Here is a 22,992-nt window from a genome sequence, read left to right as displayed (position 1 = left end):
CTCTGCGCACCGTACCCCGCCCGTATTCCTGGAGCCGCAGTGACCCATGAACCCCGCATCCCGCTCGTCCTGGTGAGCGGCCTCGCGCCGGGACCGAACGCCACGCTCGCCGAGCTGCTGCGCGTGGCCGAGCCCGGCACCGCCGTCGTCCACCACGACCTGCGTGAGATCCACTCCGGCGTCGTCCGCCGCCGGCTGCGCCTCGAGCAGCGCGACCAGCTGACCGTCCTCGAACTCGCCCACGGCTGCGTGTCCTGCACCCTGCGCGAGGACCTGCTGCCGCTGCTGCGGCGCCTCGCCCGGATGCCGCAGGTGCGCCGGATCGTCGTCCGGCTCGACGAGGCCATGGAGCCGGAGCCGGTGAGCTGGGCGATCCGCAACGTCCTGGTCGGCGACCACCCGGTGCGCGACGACGTCGACCTGCGCGCGGTGCTCACCGTGGTGAACTGCGCGACCTTCCTGGCCGACGCGACCGGCGACGACGTCCTGGCCGAGCGGAACCTGCAGGCCAGCCCGGAGGACGAGCGCACGGTCGCCCAGGTCGCGCTCTCGCAGGTCGAGTTCGCCGACGTCCTCGTGCTCGCCGGCGCGGCGACCGACGCCTGGACCGCAGCGAAGGCGTCCGCGGTCCTCGACCGGGTCGCGCCGTCGGTCCCGCGCGTCGAGCTGGCGCGGATCGACGGGCACACCGTGCTCGACGCCGTCCCGGCCGACGCCCGCCGCGGCGAAGTCACCGACATGCACGGCGCGCTGCTGCGCGGCCAGCCGCCCGTGCACGTCGACTGCGGCATCGGCCTGGTCACCTTCACCGCCCAGCGGCCGTTCCACCCCGAACGCCTGCACGACGCCCTCGACGTCCTCCTCGACGGCGTCGTCCGCACCCGCGGACGGGCGTGGGTGGCCAGCCAGCCCGACGTCGCGTTCTGGATCGAATCGGCGGGCGGCGGGCTCGGCATCGGGCACGCCGGGCCGTGGCTCGCCGCTCCGGACGGTCCCGAGTGGACGGACGTCTCCCCCGAGCGCCGCACCCTGGCGTCCCTGCGCTGGCACCCGGTGCACGGCGACCGCGCGCAGGAGCTCGTCGTGGTGACGGACCAGACAACGCCCGACGAGATCGACGCGGCCCTGCGCGGCGCTCTACTCACTGACGCGGAACTGGCCGCGGGCCCCGAAGCGTGGCAGCGCTATCCCGACCCGTTCGGCGACTGGCACGAAGAACCGTGCGAGGACACCGAACCCGACCCGGCGCGGCACTCCGCGGCGAACCGAAAGGAAGACCGATGAAGACCGGAATCCACCCCGACTACCACCCCGTCGTGTTCAAGGACTCGTCGACCGGCGACGCGTTCCTGACCCGCTCCACCATCACTTCCGAGAAGACCATCGAGTGGACCGACGGGCAGACCTACCCGCTCGTGCTGGTCGACATCAGCTCGGCGTCGCACCCGTTCTGGACCGGCACCCAGCGCATCATGGACAGCGCCGGCCAGGTCGAGAAGTTCCACCGCCGCTACGGCAAGCGGGGGACGCGCTGATGGCCGTCCCGAAGCGGAAGAAGTCGCGCAGCAACACCCGGTCGCGGCGGTCCCAGTGGAAGGCCGCCGCGGTGGACCTGGTGCCGATCAAGGTCGACGGTGAGACCAAGCTGGTCCCGCGTCGCCTGATCAAGCACTTCCACTCGTGACCGTCCCGGTCACGGTGCTGTCGGGCTTCCTGGGCGCGGGCAAGACGACGCTGCTCAACCACATCCTGGCCAACCACGCGGGGCCGCGGGTGGCGGTGATCGTCAACGACATGAGCGAGGTCAACATCGACGCCGGCCTCGTGCGCTCACGGGAGCGTCTCGTCGAGCTGACCAACGGGTGCATCTGCTGCACCCTGCGGGAAGACCTCCTCGACGAGGTGTCGGCGTTGTGCGCGGAGGGCCGGTTCGACCACGTGCTCATCGAGTCGAGCGGGATCTCCGAGCCGATGCCGGTGGCGGCGACGTTCACCTTCCTGGAGTCCGTCGCGCACCTCGACACGATGGTGACGGTGGTGGACGCGGCGAACTTCGCGCGTGAGCTGGCGGCCGGCGACTCCCTCGTGGAGCGCCGGCTCGACCAGTACGACGACGATGAGCGGACCGTCAGCGACCTGCTGGTGGACCAGGTCGAGTTCGCCGACGTCCTGCTGCTGAACAAGACCGACCTGGTCGACGACGTCGACCGGCTGGTGGCGACGCTGCGGCGGCTCAACCCCGCCGCGGACGTCGTCACGGGCAGCTTCGGCAAGGTCCCGCTGGAGCGGGTGTTCGGCACCGGCCGTTACGACCCGGTGCGTGCTCAGGAGGCGCCGGGGTGGGTCGCCGAGCTGAACGGCGACCACGTGCCGGAGACCGAGGAGTACGGCATTTCCAGCGTGGTGTTCCGGGCGTCGGAGGCGTTCGACCCGGCCGCGCTGTGGGACTTCGTGACGCGGCGCTTCGATTCGGGCGAGTTCGGGACCGTGTTGCGGTCCAAGGGGTTCTTCACGCTGGCGTCCCGGCCCGGCGTGACCGGGCTGTGGTCACAGGCGGGCGCGGTGGCGCGGTTCGAGCCGCAGGGCGTCGCGCCGGAACCCGGTCAGGAGCTGGTATTCATCGGCGTCGACCTGGCCGGGGAGGCGCTCCTGGCCGCGCTGCGCGAGTGCCTGGGTGCCGCGACCGGGCCGGACCCGTTCCCGGAGTGGGGCCCGGTCCACGCGCACTAGTGGTCGTCGTAGTGGTCTTCGTGGGTGGCGTGGCGGTGCCCGTCGTGGAGGTAGTCCACGTGGTCGCCGTGGGGCACCGCCACGTGGCCGCAGCCTTCGCCGTGGGCGTGCTCGTGGCCGGTGTGCGGGACGTGGCCATGGATCTCGCACTCGTCGAAGTGGCCGTCGTGGGCGCGGTGCAGGTGGCCTTCGTGCGCGTAGTCCACGTGGTCGCCGTGCGGGAGCGCGGCGTGGCCGCAGCCCTCGCGGTGGACGTGGTCGTGGCCGGCGTGCACGGCGTGCGGCAAGGTCATCGGCGGTTCCCTCCGGAAAGTGTCCACTTCGGACGCTAACCCCGGCGCCCGCGAACAGCCGGGCGAAAGCTCCCGGCTCACCCGATAGCGGTCGATCCGTCCGAGTTGATCAACCCAGGTTTATCAGTCTAGGTTGATGATCGTGACGGACGAGGACCTCCTCCAGGCGAGCACCGACCTCCGGGTCGCCCTCGGTCGGCTCATCCGGCGGCTGCGGCAGGGGTACGTCGTCGGGGAGCTGACGCTGCCCGAGCGGTCGGTGCTCTCCCGGCTCGACCGGGAGGGCCCGGCCACCCCGGGCTGCCTCGCCGACCTCGAACGCGTGAAACCGCAGGCCATGGGCGTGACGCTGGCCGGGCTGGTCGAGCGCGGGCTCGTCGGGCGGCGCAAGGACGACTCCGACGGCCGCAAGGTGCTGATGTCGGTCACCGAGGCCGGCGTCCGGCTGCTCACCGACCGGCGCTCGCGGACCACCGAAAAGATGGCCACCGTGCTCGCCGAGAAGTTCACCGCGGCCGAGCAGCGCGAGCTCGTCGCGGCCATCCCGCTGATCGAGCGGCTGGCGGACGAGCTGTGACCGGCACCGTAACCCCGAGCCGCTACAAGTGGGTCGCGCTGTCGAACACCACGCTCGGCGTGCTGATGTCCGCGCTCGACGGCTCGATCGTCATCATCTCGCTGCCGGCCATCTTCCGCGGCATCGGCCTCGACCCCCTCGCGCCGGGCAACATCGGCTACCTGCTCTGGATGATCCTCGGCTACCTGCTCGTGCAGGCCGTGCTGGTGGTGACGCTCGGACGCCTCGGCGACATGTTCGGCCGGGTCAAGATGTACAACCTCGGGTTCGTCGTGTTCAGCGTCGCGTCGGTGGCGCTGTCGTTCGACCCGTTCCACGCCGGTGGTGGCGCGCTCTGGCTGATCGGCTGGCGGATCGTGCAGGCCGTCGGCGGGTCGATGCTGACGGCGAACTCGGCCGCCATCCTCACCGACGCCTTCCCCACCGAACAGCGCGGGATGGCGCTGGGCGTCAACCAGATCACCGCGCTGGCCGGGCAGTTCCTCGGCCTGGTCGTCGGCGGGCTGCTGGCCGAGATCGACTGGCGCGCGGTGTTCTGGGTGAGCGTCCCGTTCGGGCTGCTGGGCACCATCTGGTCGATCCGCAGCCTCCGCGAGGTCGGCACGCCGAAGCGCGCGAAGGTCGACTGGGGCGGCAACATCACCTTCGCGGCCGGGACGGCGTTGCTGCTGGCCGCGATCACCTACGGCATCCAGCCCTACGGCGACGCGGCGACGGGCTGGGGCAGCCCGCTGGTGCTCGGCGGGATCGGCGCCGGCGTCCTGCTGCTCCTGCTGTTCGGCGTCATCGAGACCCGCGTCGCCACGCCGATGTTCCAGCTTTCGCTGTTCAAGATCCGCGCGTTCGCCGCCGGCAACATCGCCGCCTTGCTGACCGCCGTCGCCCGTGGTGGCATGCAGTTCATGCTCATCATCTGGCTGCAGGGGATCTGGCTGCCCCTGCACGGCTACGACTACGAGCGGACGCCGTTGTGGGCGGGCATCTACATGCTGCCGCTGACCGTCGGGTTCCTGGTCGCCGGGCCGGTGTCGGGCTACCTCTCCGACCGGTTCGGGGCGCGGCTGTTCTCGACCGGCGGGCTGGCGCTGGTCGCGGCGGCGTTCCTCGGCTTGCTGCTGCTGCCGGTGGACTTCCCGTACCCGGCGTTCGCCGCGCTGCTCGTCGTCAGCGGCATCGGCCAGGGCATGTTCTCCGCGCCCAACACCTCGGCGATCATGAGCAGCGTGCCGACCGAGCAGCGCGGAGTCGCCTCCGGCATGCGGGCGACGTTCCAGAACTCCGGGACGTCGTTGTCGATCGGCGTGTTCTTCTCGCTGATGATCGCCGGGCTGGCGTCGTCGCTGCCGCAGACGTTGACCAGCGGGTTGCAGGCCCACGGCGTCCCGGCGCCGGTCGCCGACGGTGTCGCGCAGCTGCCGCCGGTGAGCACGCTGTTCGCGGCGTTCCTCGGCAGCAACCCGGTCGGGCACCTGCTGGGCCCGGACGTCCTGGCCGGGCTGGCGCCGGCCGACCGGTCGGCGCTGACCGGCGGGGAGTTCTTCCCGCGGCTGGTGTCCGGCCCGTTCCACCACGGCCTGGTGGTCGTATTCACGGCGGCCGCGGTGATGGCCGTCGTCGCCGCGGTGGCGTCCGCTTCCCGCGGCAAGCGCTACTTCCACACCCCCGAGGGATCGAAGGAGAACCGATGACCGACGAGATCGTCGCCGGGACCGTCACCATCACCGGCCACGGCGGTGACGAGCTCGAGGCCTACCTGGCCAAGCCCACCGACACGACGGCCCGCGGCGGCGTCGTGGTGATCCACCACATGCCCGGCTACGACGCCTCGACGAAGGAGATGGTGCGCCGCTTCGCCGTCGAGGGCTACAACGCGCTTTGCCCCAACCTGTACACGCGTGAAGCCCCGGGCGCGGACCCGGACGACGCGGCGGCGACGGCCCGCGCGGCCGGCGGCGTCCCGGACGACCGCCTCGTCGGCGACGTCTCGGGTGCGGCGGACTACCTGCGCGCGCTGGAGAACGCGAACGGCCGGGTGGGGGTCATCGGGCACTGCTCGGGCGGGCGCCAGGCGTTCCTTTCGGGGTGCTCACTGGACATCGACGCGGCGGTCGACTGCTACGGCGCGTTCGTCGTCAACGACCCGCCGGAGGCCATGAAGCAGATGAAGCCGCTGCTGGGCCTGGCCCCGCAGTTGTCGTGCCCGCTGCTGGGCATCTTCGGCGCCGACGACCAGTTCCCGAGCCCGGACGAGGTCGCGGTGCTGACGGCCGAGCTGGAGAAGCTGGGCAAGGAGCACGAGTTCCACACGTACGCGGGCGCGGGCCACGCGTTCTTCGCGGTCGACCGCCCGAGCTACCGCCCGGAGGCCGCGAAGGACGGCTGGGAACGCATCCTCGACTTCTACGCCCGCACGCTTTCCGCCTGAGAGGACCCGCTCATGTGCACCTACCTGACCGAGAAGTTCGAGCTCGAAGGCAGCGGAAAGGGCGCCCGCGGCTGGTTCCGCCTCGACGAGGGGACCGTGTACGTGGATCACCCGGTCCACGCGCCTTACGCGCACACGGTGAACATCGACTTCCGCAACCCGGGCCTGGGCGCTTCGGCCCGGGTCGCGTTGGAGCTGACCGAGGAAGACGCGCTGGCGCTGGCGGACGCGATCCACGCGGCCGTCAAGTCCGCGCCCGAGGGGCTGGCTTCGCGGAACCAGTGAGTCAGGGCGCGTAGAGCGCGCCCAGGAACTCCAGCAACAGCCGCTCCCGCAACGGCGCCGGTGCCGTTGCGAGGAGCGCGTTGATCTCCGCCATCCGCTCCGGCAGACCGGCCGCGCCGCCCAGACCCGCCGCCGCCAGGAGGCCGGCGAACTGCTCCGACGTCAACGTCGCCGGGTCCAGCGCCGCCACGAACTCCGCCACCGCCGGGTCCACCACGACCGGACCGGCCTGGCGGGCCGCGTCCACCGAGGCCGCGAGGTCGGTCAGGAACTCCTTCTCGCTGCCGTGGTTGGCCGCCGTCACCGTCACGTGCAGGTTCGCCGGCGAAGACTCGAAAGCGAACTGCGGCTGGACGTACCAGCCGCGCGCCTTCATCTCGTCCGCCACCGTGAAGAGGTCGAAGCCGTCCGAACCGGTGAACGCGATCAGCGTCGAGACCGGGTCGCCGAGGATGCGCAGGCCTGCGATTTCCGAGATGCCGGCCCGGATCCGGGACACCGCCTCGCGCGTGGCAGCGGCCAGCGAGAGATAGCCCTCCGGGCCGAGGTGGCGGACCACCGCCCACGCCGCGGCGAGGGGGCCGCCCGAGCGGGTGCTCTGGATCGTCGTGTTCAGCATCGTGTAGCCCGGCCAGGCCGCACTGGCGAAGTAGTGCGAGCGCCGCAGCTCCGCCGAAGCGTGCAGCAGCACCGAGGTGCCCTTCGGGCAGTACGCGTACTTGTGCAGGTCCACCGAAATGCTCGTCACGCCCGGCACGCGGAAGTCGAACGGCGGGATGTCCGCGCCCAGCCGCGCGAAGTACGGCAGCACCCAGCCGCCGATGCACGCGTCGACGTGCATCCGGACGCCGCGTTCGAGCGCGGCCGCCGCGATCGGCTCGATCGGGTCGAGGACGCCGTGCGCATACGACGGCGCGCTCGCCACCACCAGCACCGTCGAGTCTTCGATCGCCGCCGCCATCGCCGCCGGGTCCGCGCGGAACGTCACCGGGTCGACCGGGACGTCGATCCGGCGCAGCCCGAACAGGTGCGCCGCCTTGTGGAACGCCGCGTGCGCGGTCGTCGGCAGGACGATCGACGGCGACGCCACCGCGGGATGCGCGTCGCGGGCCGCCAGCACCGCCAGCAGACACGACTCCGTGCCACCCGAAGTCACCGAGCCGACCACCCCGGGAACGTCGCCGAGCAACGAAGAAGCCGCCGAGACGAGGTCGTTCTCCATCCGCAGCAGGCTCGGGAACGCCGTCGGGTCGAGGCCGTTCGCCGACGACGCCAGCGCGTGCGCCGCCGCGCCGAGGGTGTCCACTTCGGACAGCCCGCTGTCGTAGACGTAGGCCAGGGTGCGGCCGCCGTGCGTCGGGAGGTCACCCGCACGCAGCTCCCGCAGCGCCGCGAGGACGTCCTCGGGCGGGATCACGGGCGCGGCTCCAGGACCTTGCGCCGCAGCAGCGGCAGCGCCAGCGCGATGAGCACGCCGGGGATGATCGACGACCCGATCAGGATCGCCACGATCGCGCTGTGCGGCTGGAACGCCGTCGCGTCCGTGCTCGAGACGTACCCGCCGAAGGCTAGGATCAGCGCCCACAGCCCGCCGCCGAAGGCCAGGCCGAGCGTCTCCCCGGCCGTCCACACGCCGGCCGCGATCCCCGCGCGGGTCTCGCCCGTGCGCTCCTCCTCGGCCGTGATCAGGTCGGGCAGGATGGCCAGCGGGAACACCGAGATGCCCGCGTAGCCGACGCCGCAGAGCGCCACGAACACGAACGACACGACCAGCGGGATCGACTGGGCGAAGACCAGGCCGAGCAGGCCGATCGCGAACGCCCCGGTGGCCAGCCGGAAGCCGTTGAGCTTGCCGACGCGGTCGCCCAGGCGCGGCCACAGCGGCATGGTGACCAGCGCGGGGCCGACGAAGATGACGAACAGGATCGTGCCGTAGGCGTCGTCGCCGAGGATGCGCTGGGCGAAGAACGGGATCGCGGCGAGCACGGTGCCGATGCCCAGCGCCTGGATGAAGTAGGTGCCGAGCAGCCAGCGGAACGGCCGCCAGCCGGCGAGCGTGCCGACGAGCTCCTTGAGGCTCACGGTGTTCGGCCGCAGCGAGCCGACCGGCGCGTCCTTCAGGCCGAAGTACACCAGCAGCGTCGCGGCCAGCACGATCAGCCCGATCACCACGGCCATGATCCGGTAGCCGGCCACGCCCTCGATCGCGGCGGTGATCGCCGGGGCGCCGCCGCCGCAGATCAGGATCGTCACGGCCAGCACGCCGATGCGGACGCTGGTGAGCTTCGTCCGCTCGGTGGCGTCTTCGGTCAGCTCGGCGGGCAGCGCGTTGAACGGCACCTGGAACAGCGCGTACGCCGTGGCGCAGGCGGCGAACAGGACCGCCACGTACAGCGCGTCCGGCAGCGGGCCGCCGAGCCCGGGGTGGGCGAACATCGCCGCGAAGAGGATCGCGACGCCGACGCCGCCGATGAGCAGGAAGCGCCGCCGGCTGCCGGTCTTGATCAGGTCGGCGTCGGACAGCCGGCCGGCGACCGGGTTGAAGAAGAAGTCCCAGGCCTTCGGCACGAACACGATCGCCGCGGCCCACCCGGCGGGCACGGCCATCGTGTCGGTCAGGTACTTGACCAGGACCAGGCCGGGGACCGTGCCGAAGGACCCGGTGACGAACGAGCCGAGCGAATAGCGAAACCTCGTCCGGCCGGACAGCGTCGCCATGGTCCTCCTCGCAGAACGAATCCGATGAGGGGATCAGTAGTGGATCTCGGCCCGCACCGGGTAGTGGTCGGAGGGAATCGTGCCACCGTCGTAATGCACCAGCCGTACCGGGCCGACCTCGGCGCGTCGCAGCGAGCCGACGTAGTCCAGCGAGTCGCGGTAGGTCGCGGGGACGGACTTCGCCGCGTCGGGGTTGGTGACGGCGTCGAAGGTGTACTCCCCCGCGCCGGTCGTGGCCAGCGTGCCGCCGAGCGCGGCCGCGCCCTGCTCGGCCTGGGTGCGCCCGGCCGCGTCCCGGCGGCCCTGCCCGGCCCAGTACTCGATGTTGAGGTCCCCGGCGACGGCCACCGCGTCCCCTCCGGGGACGCGCGCGGCGGCGAGGTCACGCAGTTCGCCGAGCTGGGCCAGCCGGACCTGGTGGGCCTTGGGCAGGGTGTCCGGGGCTTCGTCGGCCTGCAGGTGCGTGCCGGCGAGCCAGAGCGCCTTGCCGTGGGCGAAGATCCGGACCAGCGCGGCGCCCTTGTTCGAGAGGTAGTCGGCTGTGCCGGCGTAGGAGTTGCGGTAGACGAGCTGGTGCTTTTCGGTGATCGGGTACTTGCTGAGCACGGTGACCCCGCCGTTGACGACGATCGGCGAGTTCGAGCAGTTGCCGCTCACCGACGTCCAGCCGGGCGAGGTCGAGCAGGACTGCCCGACCAGCGGCGTCTGGAACGGGTAGGTGTCCACGAGCCGGTCGCGCAGGTCCTCGGCCTGGGCGCTGAACGCCTCTTCGAGGACGACGACGTCGGTGTCTTGGGCGCGGATGACGTGTTCGGCCGCCTGGGCCCGGGCTTCCTTGTCGGCCGTGTCCGGGTTGGCGATCCACGGCAGCTGCCAGAGGTTGAAGCTGAGCACGCTCACGCCGGCGGCCGCGGCCTGGGCGGGCGCGGCGGTGAGGGCGGCGATGACGACGGCGGCGGCGAGAAGGGCGGTCCTGCGCACGCGGGGTCCTTTCAGGAGACGACGAAGGCGCGGGAAGTCCCGCTGAGCTGGGCGATGGCGCCGGTGAGCCCGTGCTTCCAGGCTCCGAAGTGGACGACGCGGTACTGGCCGACCGGTGTGTTCGCGGGGATGTCCCAGGTGACCTCGGCCCGGGACTCGCTCACGAACGTCCGGGTCCAGTGGAACTTGGTGGCCCAGTCGCCGTCGTCGGCGTGCCGGGTCCAGCGGCCGTCGACCAGGCGCTGGATCTCCAGGAACGTGCCGTCGCGACGCAGGTCGTTCTTCGGGTGGCCGGTCACGAACGCGACTGACACCTGCTCGCCGCGCCGGTAACTGCCCTTCGCGTCGGTGACGACGTCGCCGAAGCTCTTCAGCAGCGGCGCGCTGTCGAAGACAACGCCGGGCTGGAAATTGACGAGCTTGCCGCGGAGGTCGCGGGGCACGGGCCCGTGCGGCACGCTCGCGCCGGACTTCATCGCGGCGGCGAGCTTCCCGAACTCCTGCTGGTAGGCGGGCAGGGTGTAGCGGCCGAAGAGCGTCGACGCGCCTTCGTACTGCTGGGAGTCGTACTCCTCGGGGGTGGTGACGTACTGGCTGTAGGCGTTCGAATAGCCCTGCATGAGGACGTTCTCCAGCGGCACGCCCAGCGCGGCGGCGACGGTCTGCCGGATCCGCAGCCCGGCGACGATGGTGTACTCGGCGGGCCCGGCGACCAGGTGCAGCTGCCCGATCCGGACGAGCTGCAGCGGCAGCACCTCCGGCGCCCACGGGTAGGGCTTCATCGCGCCGAACGGCACGGCGACGACCTTGGGCGCCTGGGCGTCGGCCAGCGCCTGCGGGATCGGCGCGTCGATGCCGCCGAGCCAGTCGATGAACGGGTTCTTGACGCCTTCGGGCAGCGGCAGGCCGGGGCCGTCTTCGGTGCTGCCGGCCAGCATCGAGACGCCGATGGCGGCGGTGCAGGTGCGGTGCGGGCGGCCGTCCGGGGTGAACCGGGCGTCGACGTCGACGGCGGACATGTCCACGTAGGTCAGCCGGTGGTCGACGCCGCCGGTGACCGGCTCGGCCGCGGCGTCGAACGCGCGTTTCGCCGCCTGGAACTGGAGTTCGCCGATCCTTCGCGTGTTTTCGAACTCCGTCTCGGGCGTGCCGGGCTTCAGGTTCAGGTTCGGCGTCATGTCGCCGGAGTTGGTCTGGGCGAACGCGGCGACGAAGCCGGGCGGGCCGTCGAGGTAGCGGACGCCCGCGTGGTCGTGTTCCCAGGTGTAGGCCGCGTAGCCCTTGTTGTCGCTGCTGATCAGGTGGTTGCCATTGCTCATGGACGTGCCGTGGGTGGCGAACCAGGTGATCGCGCCGACGTCCCTGCCGCCTTGGCGGAACCGCAGCACGGTGACGGCGGGGTCGATCGAGAGCGGGAAGTGGTCCTTGTCGGGGTTGCGTTCGAAGGCGACGCGGGACCGGTTGGCGCTGGCCTCGGTCAGCTCGGTGCGGCCGAGGGTCAGGTCGCCGGGCTTGAGGTCGTCGTGGGCCCGGCTGATGGCGTCGACGATCCCGGCGACGACGGCGTCGTAGGTCTGCTGCTGGAACCCGAGGATCGACAGGTCGTAGGCGGCGTAGTGCGAGTCCCCGCCGCACGCCGAATGCGTGTGGGTGGCGTTGAGCAGGACGTTCTGCTCGGTGTAGCGGTCGCCGTACTTCTGTGCGAGTTCGCGCAGCACGCCCTGGTGGACGGACTGGAAGAGGGCGCCCAGCTCGGCGGTGACGAAGACGATCCGCTTCGAGCCGTCGTCGACGACGTAGGCGCGGGCCCGGGTCCGCAGGTGGATGCCGGCGGTCTGCTGCTGCGGCATCGAGTAGCCCATCATGCCGTTCTCGGCGGCGGGCCCGGTGACGTCGCCGATCCCGACGCCGACCTTCAGCGCCGGTTCGGCGGCTTCGGCGGTTCTCGCCAGCGCGGCGGCGAAAGGCAGCGCGGCGGCTCCGGCCAGGACGGTACGACGACTCACCCGCATACGGTCTCCCGACTAACGTGAACTACTTTCGCGTTAGTCGGGGACCGTACGTGAGCGCCGCCACCCCGGCAACCCGACAAAAGTGCCGACACGCGCCACGATGGGTTCCGTGCCGAAGATCGAAGTCCGCCCCGCCCACCCCGCCGAACTCGCCACCGTCGCCGCGCTGAGGTGGCGTTGGGTCGTCGAACAAGACGGCCCGCCCGAGGGCGGGCGAGCCGGGTTCGTCCGCGAGTTCGCCGCGTGGGCGCGCGCCAACGAAGCCACCCACCGGTGTCTGGTGCTGGCCCGCGACGACGAGGTGATCGGGATGGCGTTCCTCGCGATCACCTCGCGCGTGCCGACCCCGCGGGTGTTCGCGCGGGCCTCCGGCGACGTGCAGAGCGTGTACGTCCTCCCGGAAGCCCGCGACGGCGGCCTCGGCGGGCTGTTGATCGACGCGACCCTGCGCCTGGCCGAGGAGCTCGGCCTGGAGCGGGTCACGGTCCATTCGTCGGAACGCGCCGTGCCGGCCTACGAGCGGCGCGGGTTCGCGGTGTCGCCGCAGCTGCTGCAGACCGGCGTGTCCGGGCTCAGCCCAGCGCGTCGGCGATCTTCGTCAGCGTCGCCGCGTCCCCCCGCAGGAGGAGCTGGGTGACCACCGTTTCCTCCCAGGCCTGCAGCTCGTCCCGGATCTTCGCGGCCGGCCCGATCAGCGACGTGTCCTCCACCAGCGACGTCGGGATCGCCGCGGTCGCCTCGTCCTTCCGCCCCGCCAGGTACAGCTCCTGCACCTTGTCCGCGACGTCCTCGTAGCCGAGCCGGGCGAACACGTCGTGGTGGAAGTTGACCGACTTCGCGCCCATCCCGCCGATGTAGAGCGCCAGCGACGGCTTGATCCACGACGCCGCCTCCTCGACGTCGTCGTGGACGAGCACCGGGATCGAGCACGGCACCTCGAACGTCTCGAAGGTGTGCCGAGCGCCTTCACGAGCGAAGCCCTCTTCGAGCGCGGCCTTGTAGAAGGCGTTGCTCTTGGGCGAGAAGAACAGCGGCAGCCAGCCGTCGCCGATCTCCGCCGACAACGCGACGTTCTTCGGGCCCTCCGCGGCCAGGTGGATCGGAATCTCCTTGCGCAGCGGGTGCACGGTCGGCTTCAGCGGCTTGCCGAGCCCCGCGCCGCCCTTCAGCGGCAGCTGGAAGTGGTCGCCGTCGAGGGTCACCGGGGCTTCGCGGGCGATCACCTGGCGGACGATGTCGACGTACTCCCGCGTCCGCGCGAGGGGCTTCGGGTACGGCTGGCCGTACCAGCCCTCCACGACCTGCGGGCCGGACGCGCCGAGCCCGAGCACCATCCGGCCGCCGGAGAGGTGGTCCAGCGTCATCGCGCTCATCGCCGTCGCGGTCGGGGTGCGCGCGGCCATCTGCACGATGTTGGTGCCGAGCCGGATCCGGCTGGTGGCGGCGCCGTACCAGGCCAGCGGCGTGAACGCGTCCGAGCCGTACGCCTCCGCCGTCCACACCGAGTCGAAGCCGAGCTCCTCGGCCTTGAGGACCGCCTCCAGCGCGCCCGGGGTCGGGCCGCTGCCCCAGTACCCGACGTGGAATCCCAGCTTCACGAATGCCTCCTAGACGTTCGGCGCGTAGTGCTCGGGCTTGCCCCGCTCGGACAGCGGCGGCAGGTTCCTCCGTGGAGTCTCGACCAACGCGGTTCCCGGAGCCACCTCGCCCCGCACGCGTCGCCAGCCGGCGCGGGCCCGCGGGTGGTAGCGGCGATCGTGCGGGACGAGCTTGAACACGGCGTTGATCAGCTTCCCGGCCCTTCGGTGCCGGCGCGCGTCCCGCGACGACCACCGCAGGCCGAGCAGGTCGCGGACCTCCCGGTCGTAGAGCCCGGTGGTCAGCCAGACGAAGTTGCGGGCGATCAGCGCGCTCACCGGCCGCCAGAGCAGGTCCGGCAGCCACGGCAGGAACGGCGGCTTCGCGATCCCGCGCAGGTCGAGGACGTCGCGGGTGGCCTTGTTGTCCTCCAGGACTTCCGCGCACATGTGCTTCCAGTAGCGCTGGAAGTCCTCCCAGCTCTCCGGCACCGGCCGCATGGTCATGTCGTACATCCGCCACCACGTGACGTGCTCGTCGAACAGCCGCCGCTTCTCCGCCTCGCCGATGCCGCCCATGAAGTGGTCGGCGATTAGGATCGTGCTGACGAAGAACGTCGAGTGCGCCCAGTAGTAGGTGTCCGGGTCGAGCGCGTGGTACCGCCGCCCGCGAGCGTCGACGCCCTTGATGCGGTCGTGGTACCCGCGGACCTGCAACGCGGTCGCGTGGGCACGCGGGCCGTCGTAGACGACTCCCCCGATCGGGTAGAGCGAGCGGAAGAGCCGCTGCCAGCGTTCCTCGAAGAACCGCGAGTGCTGCTCGACGCCCGCGCCGAGGCCGGGGTGCATGTTCTGCATCGACCCGGCCCACAGCGCGATGAGCAGGCCGCGCCAGTCGCCGAAGTACTTCCACGTCAGCGAGTCGGGACCCAGCGGTTCCGGCGTCATCGGCAGCTCCTCGTCGCGTCGAAACTGACTACGGCTGTTGTCAGGCTAGGATCTGACAACACACGTAGTCAACCGAGGAGCAGCCATGCCGGGCCGCACGTGGGCGGGCACGACACTCGACGACCGGAAGGCGCTGCGGCGCGAACAGCTCGTCTCCGCGGGCCTCGAGCTGCTGGGCACCGAGGGGTCGGCCGGGACGAGCGTGCGCGCGGTGTGCCGGCACGCGAAGCTCACCGAGCGCTACTTCTACGAGAGCTTCGCCGACCGCGAAGAGCTCGTCGCGGCCGTCTACGAGCACGTCGGCGAACAGGCCCGGCAAGCCCTGGTCGACGCCGTCCGGGACGCGCCGAACCCGACGTTGCGGGCCGAGCACGCCGTGCGCGCGTTCGTCGAGCTGATCGTCGACGACCCGCGCCAGGGCCGGGTCCTGCTGCTCGCGCCGCTGACCGACCCCGCGCTCACCCGCCGGGGCCTGCACCTGCTGCCGGTGTTCGCCGCGCTCGTCGGCGAGCAGCTGTCCCACGGCGACGAGACCGAACGCCGGATGGTCGCCGTCGGGCTGGTCGGCGCGCTGAGCAACGTGTTCATCGCCTACCTCGACGGCTCGCTGAAGGTCTCGCGCGAGCGGCTCGTCGCCCACTGCGTGAAACTCGTGCTCGGCGCCGACGACCACTGACCTCACCTCCGACCTCGTGACAGTCGCGCGCCGGATCGGGCACACTCAACCCATGCGTACCGCTGGGCGGAACGACGGCGCGAGCGGTGACGGTCTCATCGCGGCCCGGCTCACCGCGCTCCTGGAGGCCTTCCGGCCGGGTGACGACACGCTCGGCGTGTCCGAGCTCGCCCGCCGGACCGGGCTCGCCAAGACGACCGTGCACCGGCTCGTCGGGCACCTGGCCGAGACCGGGCTGCTCGAACGCGAGGACGGCGCCGTGCGGCTCGGGCTGCGCCTGTTCGAAATCGGCCAACTGGCCTCACCCAGGCGGGGGCTGGTCGAAGCGGCCCGCCCGTACCTGGCCGACCTGCGCGAGGCGACGCGCAACACCGTGCACCTCGCGATCCTCGAAGGCACCGAAGTCGTCTACCTCGACGTGCTGCGCGGCCCGGACGCGCCGACCCTGCCCTCGCGCATCGGCGGCCGGTTCCCCGCGCACGCCACCGGCGTCGGCAAGGCGATCCTCGCGTTCTCTCCGGATTCCGTGGTGAACCAGGTGATCGACGCCGGATTACCCCGGATGAGCCCGAAGACGATCACCGCGCCCGGGCTGCTGCGCCGCCAGCTGACCCGGGTGCGCGAGGACGGCGTCGCGTTGGAGCGCGAGGAATCCGGTGTCGGCGTCGTGTGCGCGGCGAGCCCGCTGCTCGACGCGCGCGGCGTCGCGGTCGCCGCCGTCTCGATTTCCGGCTGGGCCAACCGGATGCGGACCGAACGGGTCGCGCCCGCCGTCCGGACGGTCGCGCTCGCGTTGACCCGGACACTGTCCGCCTCCACTCGGGACAGTCGGAAATAATCTTGCGGGACAAGGCTTTCCCCGTGTCTAGGCCGTCTGGCTGACGTAATCGTCCCGAGCTGGACCGGTGATCGGAAGCCGCTACGATCCGTCCAATGGCCCAGCACAGCCGGGGGACGACCGTCCCGGGTCAGTCCCCCGCGACGCTCCCCGGACCGGCAGCCGGGCACCGGCTGCTGGCCCTCGACATCGTGCTCGCGCTGCTGGCACTGGCCGGCGGGCTGCGCGTGCTCTACCTCGCCGCGCCCGCCCCGGCGCTGCCCGCGGAGGCCGCGAACGTCGCCCACGCCTACGCACTCGGTCACCTCACCCCGTTCACCGACGCCGGCGGCGCTGGGGTCAGCCCGTTCGGCTGGTGGCAGCTGTCGGCCTACACCATGGTCACCGACGCGTTCGGCCGCTCGGCGACCGCGCTGGCCGCGGTCCGCGAAACGATGATCGTCGCGAGCGTGATCGGTGTGGTCCTGCTGTGGTTCCTGGCGCGCCGGACCGGCCTGACGCGGTGGGCGTCGGCGGCCGCGGCGCTGCTGCTCGCGGCGTCGCCGCTGGCGCTCGGCCTGCAGCGGCTGGTCGTCGTGGAGCACCTGGCGGTGGTTTGGGCGCTCGGCGCGCTGGTGCTCCTCACCCGGCCCGGCGCGCGGATCCGGCACGACGTCCTGGCCGCGCTCTGCCTGCTGGCGGCGGCGCTCACCTCCCCGCTGGCGCTGGTGTTCCTGCCCGCGGCGGGCTGGCTGCTGGTCCGGCGCTCGCCGGTCCGGGCGGCGCTGGTGGCGGTGCTGCTCAACCTCGGGCTCGGCATCGCCTTCGGCCCCGCGGCCGACGCCCTGCGGCCGCACCTCGCCGACCCCGGCCGGCCGTCGGTCGCCGACTGGGTCGCGCTCGACCCGGCGTGGGCCGTGCTCTCGACGGTCGCGCTGGTGGCCGCGCTGGCCGTGGCGTCGTTGCGTCCGTTCGCGGTGACCGGGCTGCTGCTCGTGGGCGCCCTGCTGGTCCCGGGCGTGCCGGACACCGCCGTGCTCGCCCTCCTGCTGCCGCTGACACCGCTGCTGCTGGCCGGCGTCGTCCAGGCGGTGACCCGGCACCGCGCGCCGGCCCACCGCGGGAACCCGCGCCGCCGCGGCGGGATCACCGTGGCGGCGCTGGTCCTGGTCGCGATCGTGGCCGCCGGCTGGGTGTACGGCTACCCCGCCCTGCGGCCGTCGACCGACCGGGCCGGGCCGCTCGCCGGCGCGCAAGAATGGTTGCGGGCCAACGCTTCCGGCGCGCGCGTCCTGGTCGACGACGCGGCTTGGGCCGAGCTCGCCAAGGCCGGCTGGCCGACCGGCATGCTCGTCGCGCCCGCGGCCTGCGCGGCCGAGTGCCCGCCCGCCGAATGGGCTGTCTTCGCCGGTGACGCGGCGGATCTGCGCACGCGCTACCCGGCCATCGACGCCGCTTTCGACGGCTCCGGGCCGACCGCGATCTTCGGCGACGTGACCGTCTCCCGCCTCGGCCTGCCGCCGACCGACCCGACCGCGCCGTCCGAGTCCTCGGCGCGGGCCCACGCGGGCGCGGCACTGGCGGCGTCGACCCGGATCGCCTTCGCCCCGGACGCCGCCGCCGTGCTCCGCGCGGGGCACGTCGACCCGCGGCTGATCGCGACGATCGCCGCCCTCGCCGCGTTCCAGCCGGTCCGGGTCGCGGCCTTCCCCGCGGTCCCCGGTGAGGAAAGCGCCGGGCAGCCGCGCCGCCAGGTGCTGCTGACCGGCGGCGAAGACGGCGTGGCCGCGTTCTACACCGGCCAGCGCGACCTGTTCCGCCCGGCGTCGGTCACCCGGACCGGCGGCGGCGTGCTCGTCACCTATCCGCTGTTCGCTCCCCCGGGACTGCTCGTCCCGTTCTCCTCCCCCTGACCGGCGAAAGGATCTGCCGATGCGTACCCTGCTCAGACCCGGCGGGCTGATTGCCGCAGCCCTCCTGCTCGTCGCCCTCACGCCGATGACGGCCGAGGCGGCGACCGCCCCCGGCCCGGGTGTCGGCTGGATCCGGGTCGGCCACCTGTCCCCGAAGGTGCCCCCGGTGGACATCTACTTCGCGCCGTTCGGCCAGGCCGAAAAGGTCGTCATCCGCAAGGCCGGCTACGGCGCGGTCACCCCGTACTCCTCGCTCGACCCCGGCAAGTACACGCTGTCGATGCGGCCCGCGGACGCCGCGGCCAGCACGCCGCCCGCGCTGTCGGCCACCATCGAGGTCGCCGAGCGCAGCGCCTACTCGCTGCTGGTCTTCGCGAACGGCCCGGACGGCACGCTCAAGGGCGACCTGGTCACCGACGACCTCACCGCGCCCGGCGCGGGCAAGGGCCGGGTCCGGGTGGTCGAAGGCTCGGCGGCGATCACGCCGGTCAGCGTCTCGGGCCCCACTGGCGTCACCATCGCCAAGGACGCCGCCTACGGCCAGACATCGTCCTATGTGGACGTCCCGGAGGGCCGCTGGCCGCTGCAGCTGACCGGCGGCACGGTGCAGTCGACCGCGGACGTCGACGTCAAGGCCGGGACGTCGACGACGTTGCTGGTGACCGAGAACGCCGGGGCGCTCAAGGTGAACCCGATCTCCGACGGCGCGTCGCTGCCCGAACCGCCGAAGCTCGGCGTGGAGACCGGGGGCGGCGGCACGGCGCCCTCGTCCGGTCCGCCGCTGTGGCCGGCCTTCGCCGCGGCCGGGCTGCTGCTGGCCGCGGTGCTGGTGGGACGCCGGGCGGCTCGTGCGCGCTGACCTCGGCGCGCTGCTCGTCGTGGCGGTGCTGGCCGCGGGCTGCTCGGCGGCCCCGGCCGCGCCCCCACCGGTCACTCCGTCCCCGTCCGCTCCCGTGACCCCGACGGCGACCGGGCCGCGGCCGCTACCCGCGCGGGCCGACGTCCGGCCGGTGCGGCTGCGCATCCCCGCCATCGGGGTCGACGCGGCCGCGCTCGTCCCGCTTGGCCTCGGCGGCGACCATCAGCTGGAGGCGCCCGCGCGGTTCGAAGACGTCGGCTGGTACGCCGCCGGCCCGGTGCCGGGAGATCCCGGGCCGGCGGTGATCGCCGCGCACGTCGACTCCCGGTCCGGGCCGGCGCCGTTCTTCCGGCTGCGCGACCTGCGCGACGGGGACCAAGTGTTCGTCGCGCGCTCCGACGGCCAGGAGACCCGGTTCGTCGTGGACACCGTCCAGCGCTACCCGAAGAACGCCTTCCCGACCGACGCGGTCTACGGGCCCGCGCCGGGCAGTGCGTTGCGGCTGATCACCTGCGGCGGCAGCTTCGACGCGGCGAAACGGTCCTATCGGGACAACATCGTCGTCTACGCCTCGACGCGCTGGGGTTAGTACTCCTTGAGCAGACCGCGTCGCGCCAGTTCGGGCCAGACGCCGTCGCCGAACCAGTACGCCTCCTCCAGGTGCGGGTAACCCGACAGCACGAACTCGCTCACCCCGACGCTGTGGTACTCCTCGATCAGGTCCGCGACCTCTTCGTGGCTGCCCACGAGCGCGGTGCCCGCGCCGCCGCGGACCAGACCGACGCCGGCCCACAGGTTCGGGTGGATCTCCAGCCCGCGGACACCGCCGTCGAGCTTCCCGCCGTGCAGCGCGACCATCCGCTGCTGCCCGACCGACTCGCTCGCGGCCAGCTGCGCCTGCGCCTTCGCGACCTGCTCGGGGCTCAGCGCGTCGAGGAGCTTCCGCGCCTCCGCCCACGCCTCGGCCGAGGTGTCGCGGGAGATCGTGTGCAGCCGGACGCCGAAGCGGATCGGCCGGTCGCCGGCCAGCGCGCGGACCTTCCCGATCTTCTCGGCGACCTGCGCGGGTGGTTCGCCCCAGGTCAGGTAGACGTCGGCGTGCCGCGCCGCGACCGGCAGCGCGGCCGGGGACGACCCGCCGAAGTAGATCGGCGGCACGGGAGCCGGCGCCGCCAGCGTCGTCGCGCCCTCGACGCGCAGGTGCTCGCCTTCGAAGCTGAACGGCTGCCCGGACCAGACCCCGCGCACGATCGTCAGGAACTCGTCCGTGCGGGCGTACCGGGCGTCGTGCTCGTGCCAGTCGCCGAAGCGCCGCTGCTCCACCGCGTCGCCGCCGGTGACGATGTTGAGCAGCACCCGGCCCGCCGACAGGCGCTGGAACGTGCCGGCCATCTGGGCGGCGAGCGTCGGCGAGATGACGCCGGGGCGGAACGCGACCAGGAACTTCAGCCGGGTCGTCTCGCGGATCAGCGCGGCCGTGGTCAGCCACGCGTCTTCGCACCACGTGCCGGTCGGCGTCAGCACGCCTTCGAAGCCCTGCCGCTCTGCGGCGCGGGCGACCTGGGCCAGGTAGTCCAGATCGGGTTGGCGCTGGGCCGACGGGCCCTGGGACCGGTTGGCGTGGAAGCGTTCCACGATCGTGCGGCCGTCGCCGCTGGTGGGCAGGAACCAGTGCAGGGTGACGCTCATCCGGTGCTCCTCGCCTGATCCAGGTCTGCCGCGAACCGCCGGTCGGCGAACGCGGCGAAGTCCACCTTGCCGGGCAGCGTCTTCTCGTCGGTGAACGCGTCCGCGAGCTGCTGCTCGGAGGCGATCACGGTGTCGTCGAGCGCGATCGGCAGGTCCCGGCCGGCGTCGACGGTCTTCCGCGCCACCTCGGGCTTGAGTCCTGTCTCCTTCGCCCAGGCCGCCGCCCATTCCGCGCGGTGCGTGTCGGCCCACTTCTGCGCCTTGACGACCCGGACGGCGAAGTCGCGCAGCGCCGAGTTCTTGCCGGGGTCGGCCAGCGCCGCGGTGCCCGCGGTCAGGAAGCCGAGGCCGTTGGACGCGCCCCGGCCGTCGGCCAGCACCCGGGCGTGCGCTTCGAGCTGGGCCTGCGCGGTGTAGGGGTCCCAGATCGCCCAGGCGTCGATCGTGTGCTGGGTGAACGCGGCGTAGGCCTCGGACGGCTGCAGGAAGTTCAGCTTGACGTCCTTCGTGGACAGTCCGTTCCGGTGCAGCGTGTTCAGCAGCTGGCCGTGCGCCGAAGTGCCCTTGGCGACGCCGATCGTCTTGCCCTTCAACGCGGCGACGTCCGGCAGCGTCGAGTCGGGTGGGACGAGGACGGCCTCGCGCTCGACGTTGCTGCGTGACACGCTGATCACCTTGATCTTCGCCTTCGCGGCGGCCGCGAAGATCGGCGGGGTGTTGCCGACCCGGCCGGTGTCGATCGCCCCGGCCGACGCCGCTTCGAGCAGCGGCGGGCCCGAGGTGAACGTCGCCCAGTCGATCTTGTACGTCGTGTCGTCCAGCTGGCCGGCCGCGGTGAGCAGCGACTTCACGCCGCCCTTCTGGTCACCGACCTTGAGGGTCACCTTGGCCAGGTCCGCCGGGCTCACCGGGCCCGGCACCGCGTCCGACGACGCCGCCGAACCGCACCCGGCGAGGACGACTGCGGTCGCCGCGACCGCGATTCCGTTACGCCACCGCATCTTCGGTCACCCCCAGGTCCGCCAGCACCCGGTGCCGGAGATCGCCGGTCTCCCGTGGCCGGTGCTCGGCGACGATCCGGCCGCCGTCGAGCACCAGCACCCGGTCGGCGAGGCGCAGGGCCTCGTCGACGTCGTGGGTCACCAGCAACACGCCCGGCCGGTGCCGCCGCCAGAGGTCCAGCACCAGCTCGTGCATGGCGATCCGGGTGAGCGCGTCGAGCGCGCCGAACGGTTCGTCGAGGAGCAGCAGGTCAGGCTCACGCACCAGGGCGCGGGCCAGTGACACGCGCTGCGCCTCACCACCGGACAGCGTGAGCGGCCAGTCGTCGGCGTGGCCGGCGAGCTGCACTTCACCCAATGCTCTTTCGGCCAGCGCGCGGTTGCGGGATTTCGAGACGCCGTCCTGGCGCAGGCCGAGGACGACGTTGCGCCAGACCCTCCGCCACGGCAGCAGCCGTGGCTGCTGGAAGGCAACCGACACGGTGCCGGCCACGGTCGTGCGGCCGGCCACGTCGTCGTCGAGCCCGGCGAGGACCCGCAGGAGCGTCGACTTGCCGGAGCCGCTGCGGCCCAGCAGCGCGACGAACTCACCCCGTTGGACGGTCAGCTCGAGTCCACTGAGGATGGTCCGCTCGCCGAAGCGCTTCGTGAGGTCACGGACCTCGGCTACCGGGTTCGCCACCGCAGCACCTTCCGTTCGAGCAGCCGGACCAGCGCGTCGGTGACCAGGCCGAGCAGGGCGTACAAAACGAGACCGACGACCACGACGTCGGTGCGCAGGAACTCCCGCGCGTTTGTTGATGAGGTACCCGACCCCGGCGTCGGCGTTGACCGTCTCGCCGACGATCAACGCGAGCCACGCGAGCCCGAGCGACTGCCGCAGCCCGACGAGCGCCTGCGGCAGCGCGCCCGGGAGGACGACGTGCCAAAGCCGTTCCGCGCGGCTGAACCCGAGCGCCCGCGAGGCTTCGACGAGGTTCGGGTCGGCACTGCGGATTCCCGAGTGGACATTCAGGTAGAGCGGAAAGGCCACGCCGAGCGCGACCAGCACGATCTTCGTTTCCTCGCCGATCCCGAACCACAGGATGAACAGCGGGATCAGGCCGAGGAACGGCAGCGTGCGCAGCATCTGCACGGGCGGGTCGACCAGTGCCTCGCCCCAGCGGGACAGCCCGGAGACGATGCCCAGCACCACTCCGGCGACGAGACCGAGGGCGAACCCGGCGCCGACGCGGCCGAGCGACACCGCGAAGGCGTCGCCGAGTTCGCCGCTGCGCGCGACTTCGACACCGGCCTGCACGACCGTCCAGGGCGAGCTGAGCTTGTCGGGTGGCAGCACGCCGGTGGCGCTGAAGACCTGCCAGGCGGCGACGAGCACCACCGGGCTGATCCAACGCCGCAGGTCGGGCCGCCGCACCGCCCTGCGCGGCAGCCCTTCGGCGCGTTTCCGGGCGCGCGGCAGCACGCCCGTGGTGGAAATCGACACGGATT

The 22,992-nt window shown here is 72.3% G+C and carries 24 protein-coding genes and 1 pseudogene; 14 read left to right on the top strand and 11 right to left on the bottom strand.

Annotated elements, in window-relative coordinates; translation table 11 throughout:
• The first annotated feature begins 39 nt into the window (after positions 1–39).
• Genes mrf through M8542_RS04715 form a run of 4 tightly spaced genes read left to right on the top strand, consistent with a single transcriptional unit; the run spans position 40 to position 2,730 of the window.
• Positions 40–1,284 carry a ribosome hibernation factor-recruiting GTPase MRF gene (gene mrf, locus M8542_RS04730; RefSeq protein ID WP_257918744.1) on the top strand — a complete coding sequence of 415 codons (1,245 nt, stop codon included), beginning with the start codon at positions 40–42 and terminating at the stop codon, positions 1,282–1,284.
• Positions 1,281–1,535 (top strand): type B 50S ribosomal protein L31, encoded by a 255-nt coding sequence (locus M8542_RS04725; RefSeq protein WP_257918743.1) that lies wholly within the window; start codon positions 1,281–1,283, stop codon positions 1,533–1,535. The genes mrf and M8542_RS04725 overlap by 4 nt, the downstream gene beginning before the upstream one ends.
• Entirely contained in the window at positions 1,535–1,684 is a 150-nt protein-coding gene (gene rpmF, locus M8542_RS04720; protein ID WP_257918742.1) for a 50S ribosomal protein L32, read from the top strand. The genes M8542_RS04725 and rpmF overlap by 1 nt, the downstream gene beginning before the upstream one ends.
• Positions 1,681–2,730: a GTP-binding protein gene (locus M8542_RS04715; protein ID WP_257918741.1), complete on the top strand. Its 1,050-nt coding sequence runs from the start codon at positions 1,681–1,683 to the stop codon at positions 2,728–2,730. The genes rpmF and M8542_RS04715 overlap by 4 nt, the downstream gene beginning before the upstream one ends.
• Here the strand turns inward: M8542_RS04715 and M8542_RS04710 are convergent.
• Positions 2,727–3,023: a hypothetical protein gene (locus tag M8542_RS04710; protein WP_257918740.1), complete on the bottom strand. Its 297-nt coding sequence runs from the start codon at positions 3,021–3,023 to the stop codon at positions 2,727–2,729. The genes M8542_RS04715 and M8542_RS04710 overlap by 4 nt on opposite strands.
• A gap of 136 nt (positions 3,024–3,159) precedes the next feature.
• On the opposite strand from M8542_RS04710, the gene M8542_RS04705 reads away from it, so the two are divergent.
• From M8542_RS04705 to M8542_RS04690, 4 genes are read left to right on the top strand one after another with little or no spacing between them, the layout of a single operon-like run.
• Positions 3,160–3,600, top strand: a complete 441-nt coding sequence (locus tag M8542_RS04705; protein WP_257918739.1) for a MarR family winged helix-turn-helix transcriptional regulator — start codon at positions 3,160–3,162, stop codon at positions 3,598–3,600.
• Positions 3,597–5,288, top strand: a complete 1,692-nt coding sequence (locus M8542_RS04700; protein ID WP_257918738.1) for an MFS transporter — start codon at positions 3,597–3,599, stop codon at positions 5,286–5,288. Before M8542_RS04705 ends, M8542_RS04700 begins: the two co-directional genes overlap by 4 nt.
• A complete protein-coding gene (locus M8542_RS04695) occupies positions 5,285–6,025 on the top strand; it encodes a dienelactone hydrolase family protein (protein WP_257918737.1) in 741 nt (246 codons plus the stop codon). The genes M8542_RS04700 and M8542_RS04695 overlap by 4 nt, the downstream gene beginning before the upstream one ends.
• 12 nt (positions 6,026–6,037) lie before the next feature.
• Positions 6,038–6,310, top strand: a complete 273-nt coding sequence (locus M8542_RS04690; protein ID WP_257918736.1) for a DUF6295 family protein — start codon at positions 6,038–6,040, stop codon at positions 6,308–6,310.
• A gap of 1 nt (position 6,311) precedes the next feature.
• On the opposite strand, the gene M8542_RS04685 is transcribed toward M8542_RS04690, so the two are convergent.
• Genes M8542_RS04685 through M8542_RS04670 form a run of 4 tightly spaced genes read right to left on the bottom strand, consistent with a single transcriptional unit; the run spans position 6,312 to position 12,021 of the window.
• Positions 6,312–7,724: a pyridoxal phosphate-dependent decarboxylase family protein gene (locus M8542_RS04685; protein ID WP_257919226.1), complete on the bottom strand. Its 1,413-nt coding sequence runs from the start codon at positions 7,722–7,724 to the stop codon at positions 6,312–6,314.
• A complete protein-coding gene (locus M8542_RS04680) occupies positions 7,724–9,028 on the bottom strand; it encodes an MFS transporter (protein WP_257918735.1) in 1,305 nt (434 codons plus the stop codon). Before M8542_RS04680 ends, M8542_RS04685 begins: the two co-directional genes overlap by 1 nt.
• A 33-nt stretch (positions 9,029–9,061) precedes the next feature.
• Positions 9,062–10,009: a sphingomyelin phosphodiesterase gene (locus tag M8542_RS04675; RefSeq protein WP_257918734.1), complete on the bottom strand. Its 948-nt coding sequence runs from the start codon at positions 10,007–10,009 to the stop codon at positions 9,062–9,064.
• 11 nt (positions 10,010–10,020) lie between these two features.
• Positions 10,021–12,021, bottom strand: a complete 2,001-nt coding sequence (locus tag M8542_RS04670) for a neutral/alkaline ceramidase (RefSeq protein ID WP_257918733.1) — start codon at positions 12,019–12,021, stop codon at positions 10,021–10,023.
• Between the two features lie 100 nt (positions 12,022–12,121).
• On the opposite strand from M8542_RS04670, the gene M8542_RS04665 reads away from it, so the two are divergent.
• A complete protein-coding gene (locus M8542_RS04665; protein WP_276586019.1) occupies positions 12,122–12,658 on the top strand; it encodes a GNAT family N-acetyltransferase in 537 nt (178 codons plus the stop codon).
• Here the strand turns inward: M8542_RS04665 and M8542_RS04660 are convergent.
• Together M8542_RS04660 and M8542_RS04655 are read right to left on the bottom strand one after the other, a co-directional pair.
• Positions 12,594–13,619, bottom strand: a complete 1,026-nt coding sequence (locus M8542_RS04660; protein WP_257918731.1) for an LLM class F420-dependent oxidoreductase — start codon at positions 13,617–13,619, stop codon at positions 12,594–12,596. The two genes, M8542_RS04665 and M8542_RS04660, sit on opposite strands and share 65 nt — an antisense overlap.
• A gap of 9 nt (positions 13,620–13,628) precedes the next feature.
• Complete coding sequence (locus tag M8542_RS04655) at positions 13,629–14,546, bottom strand: oxygenase MpaB family protein (protein WP_257918730.1); 918 nt, start codon at positions 14,544–14,546, stop codon at positions 13,629–13,631.
• Positions 14,547–14,631: 85 nt separating this feature from the next.
• On the opposite strand from M8542_RS04655, the gene M8542_RS04650 reads away from it, so the two are divergent.
• From M8542_RS04650 to M8542_RS04630, 5 genes are all read left to right on the top strand, one after another.
• A complete protein-coding gene (locus M8542_RS04650) occupies positions 14,632–15,222 on the top strand; it encodes a TetR/AcrR family transcriptional regulator (RefSeq protein WP_257918729.1) in 591 nt (196 codons plus the stop codon).
• A gap of 52 nt (positions 15,223–15,274) precedes the next feature.
• Positions 15,275–16,060 (top strand): IclR family transcriptional regulator, encoded by a 786-nt coding sequence (locus M8542_RS04645; protein WP_257918728.1) that lies wholly within the window; start codon positions 15,275–15,277, stop codon positions 16,058–16,060.
• Positions 16,061–16,155: 95 nt separating this feature from the next.
• Complete coding sequence (locus M8542_RS04640; protein ID WP_257918727.1) at positions 16,156–17,952, top strand: glycosyl transferase; 1,797 nt, start codon at positions 16,156–16,158, stop codon at positions 17,950–17,952.
• Positions 17,953–17,971: 19 nt separating this feature from the next.
• The gene (locus M8542_RS04635) at positions 17,972–18,811 is read left to right on the top strand and encodes a DUF4397 domain-containing protein (protein ID WP_257918726.1); all 840 of its coding nucleotides are present in this window, start codon (positions 17,972–17,974) and stop codon (positions 18,809–18,811) included.
• The gene (locus tag M8542_RS04630; protein WP_257918725.1) at positions 18,801–19,400 is read left to right on the top strand and encodes a class F sortase; all 600 of its coding nucleotides are present in this window, start codon (positions 18,801–18,803) and stop codon (positions 19,398–19,400) included. The genes M8542_RS04635 and M8542_RS04630 overlap by 11 nt, the downstream gene beginning before the upstream one ends.
• On the opposite strand, the gene M8542_RS04625 is transcribed toward M8542_RS04630, so the two are convergent.
• The 4 genes and pseudogenes from M8542_RS04625 to M8542_RS04610 form a co-directional block, all read right to left on the bottom strand.
• The gene (locus M8542_RS04625) at positions 19,397–20,500 is read right to left on the bottom strand and encodes an LLM class flavin-dependent oxidoreductase (protein ID WP_257918724.1); all 1,104 of its coding nucleotides are present in this window, start codon (positions 20,498–20,500) and stop codon (positions 19,397–19,399) included. The genes M8542_RS04630 and M8542_RS04625 overlap by 4 nt on opposite strands.
• Positions 20,497–21,501 carry an ABC transporter substrate-binding protein gene (locus tag M8542_RS04620; protein ID WP_257918723.1) on the bottom strand — a complete coding sequence of 335 codons (1,005 nt, stop codon included), beginning with the start codon at positions 21,499–21,501 and terminating at the stop codon, positions 20,497–20,499. The genes M8542_RS04625 and M8542_RS04620 overlap by 4 nt, the downstream gene beginning before the upstream one ends.
• Positions 21,488–22,183: an ABC transporter ATP-binding protein gene (locus M8542_RS04615; protein ID WP_257918722.1), complete on the bottom strand. Its 696-nt coding sequence runs from the start codon at positions 22,181–22,183 to the stop codon at positions 21,488–21,490. The genes M8542_RS04620 and M8542_RS04615 overlap by 14 nt, the downstream gene beginning before the upstream one ends.
• Positions 22,168–22,987 (bottom strand): annotated as a pseudogene (locus tag M8542_RS04610) (ABC transporter permease). Before M8542_RS04610 ends, M8542_RS04615 begins: the two are co-directional and overlap by 16 nt.
• Positions 22,988–22,992 lie beyond the last annotated feature (5 nt).

The organism is Amycolatopsis iheyensis (genome assembly GCF_024703995.1).
In the GTDB taxonomy this organism is placed as follows: domain Bacteria; phylum Actinomycetota; class Actinomycetes; order Mycobacteriales; family Pseudonocardiaceae; genus Amycolatopsis; species Amycolatopsis iheyensis.
This window is presented reverse-complemented; position numbering and strand designations above follow the sequence as displayed.

Excerpts from the sequence above, each read along its gene's own strand:
- M8542_RS04690 (WP_257918736.1), top strand. The coding sequence starts at position 6,038 with ATGTGCACCTACCTGACCGAGAAGTTCGAGCTCGAAGGCAGCGGAAAG.
- M8542_RS04640 (WP_257918727.1), top strand. The coding sequence starts at position 16,156 with ATGGCCCAGCACAGCCGGGGGACGACCGTCCCGGGTCAGTCCCCCGCG.
- M8542_RS04665 (WP_276586019.1), top strand. The coding sequence starts at position 12,122 with ATGGGTTCCGTGCCGAAGATCGAAGTCCGCCCCGCCCACCCCGCCGAA.
- M8542_RS04670 (WP_257918733.1), bottom strand. The coding sequence starts at position 12,021 with ATGCGGGTGAGTCGTCGTACCGTCCTGGCCGGAGCCGCCGCGCTGCCT.
- M8542_RS04635 (WP_257918726.1), top strand. The coding sequence starts at position 17,972 with ATGCGTACCCTGCTCAGACCCGGCGGGCTGATTGCCGCAGCCCTCCTG.
- M8542_RS04645 (WP_257918728.1), top strand. The coding sequence starts at position 15,275 with ATGCGTACCGCTGGGCGGAACGACGGCGCGAGCGGTGACGGTCTCATC.
- rpmF (WP_257918742.1), top strand. The coding sequence starts at position 1,535 with ATGGCCGTCCCGAAGCGGAAGAAGTCGCGCAGCAACACCCGGTCGCGG.
- M8542_RS04625 (WP_257918724.1), bottom strand. The coding sequence starts at position 20,500 with ATGAGCGTCACCCTGCACTGGTTCCTGCCCACCAGCGGCGACGGCCGC.
- M8542_RS04655 (WP_257918730.1), bottom strand. The coding sequence starts at position 14,546 with ATGACGCCGGAACCGCTGGGTCCCGACTCGCTGACGTGGAAGTACTTC.
- M8542_RS04680 (WP_257918735.1), bottom strand. The coding sequence starts at position 9,028 with ATGGCGACGCTGTCCGGCCGGACGAGGTTTCGCTATTCGCTCGGCTCG.
- M8542_RS04710 (WP_257918740.1), bottom strand. The coding sequence starts at position 3,023 with ATGACCTTGCCGCACGCCGTGCACGCCGGCCACGACCACGTCCACCGC.
- M8542_RS04650 (WP_257918729.1), top strand. The coding sequence starts at position 14,632 with ATGCCGGGCCGCACGTGGGCGGGCACGACACTCGACGACCGGAAGGCG.
- M8542_RS04695 (WP_257918737.1), top strand. The coding sequence starts at position 5,285 with ATGACCGACGAGATCGTCGCCGGGACCGTCACCATCACCGGCCACGGC.
- M8542_RS04620 (WP_257918723.1), bottom strand. The coding sequence starts at position 21,501 with ATGCGGTGGCGTAACGGAATCGCGGTCGCGGCGACCGCAGTCGTCCTC.
- M8542_RS04725 (WP_257918743.1), top strand. The coding sequence starts at position 1,281 with ATGAAGACCGGAATCCACCCCGACTACCACCCCGTCGTGTTCAAGGAC.
- M8542_RS04705 (WP_257918739.1), top strand. The coding sequence starts at position 3,160 with ATGATCGTGACGGACGAGGACCTCCTCCAGGCGAGCACCGACCTCCGG.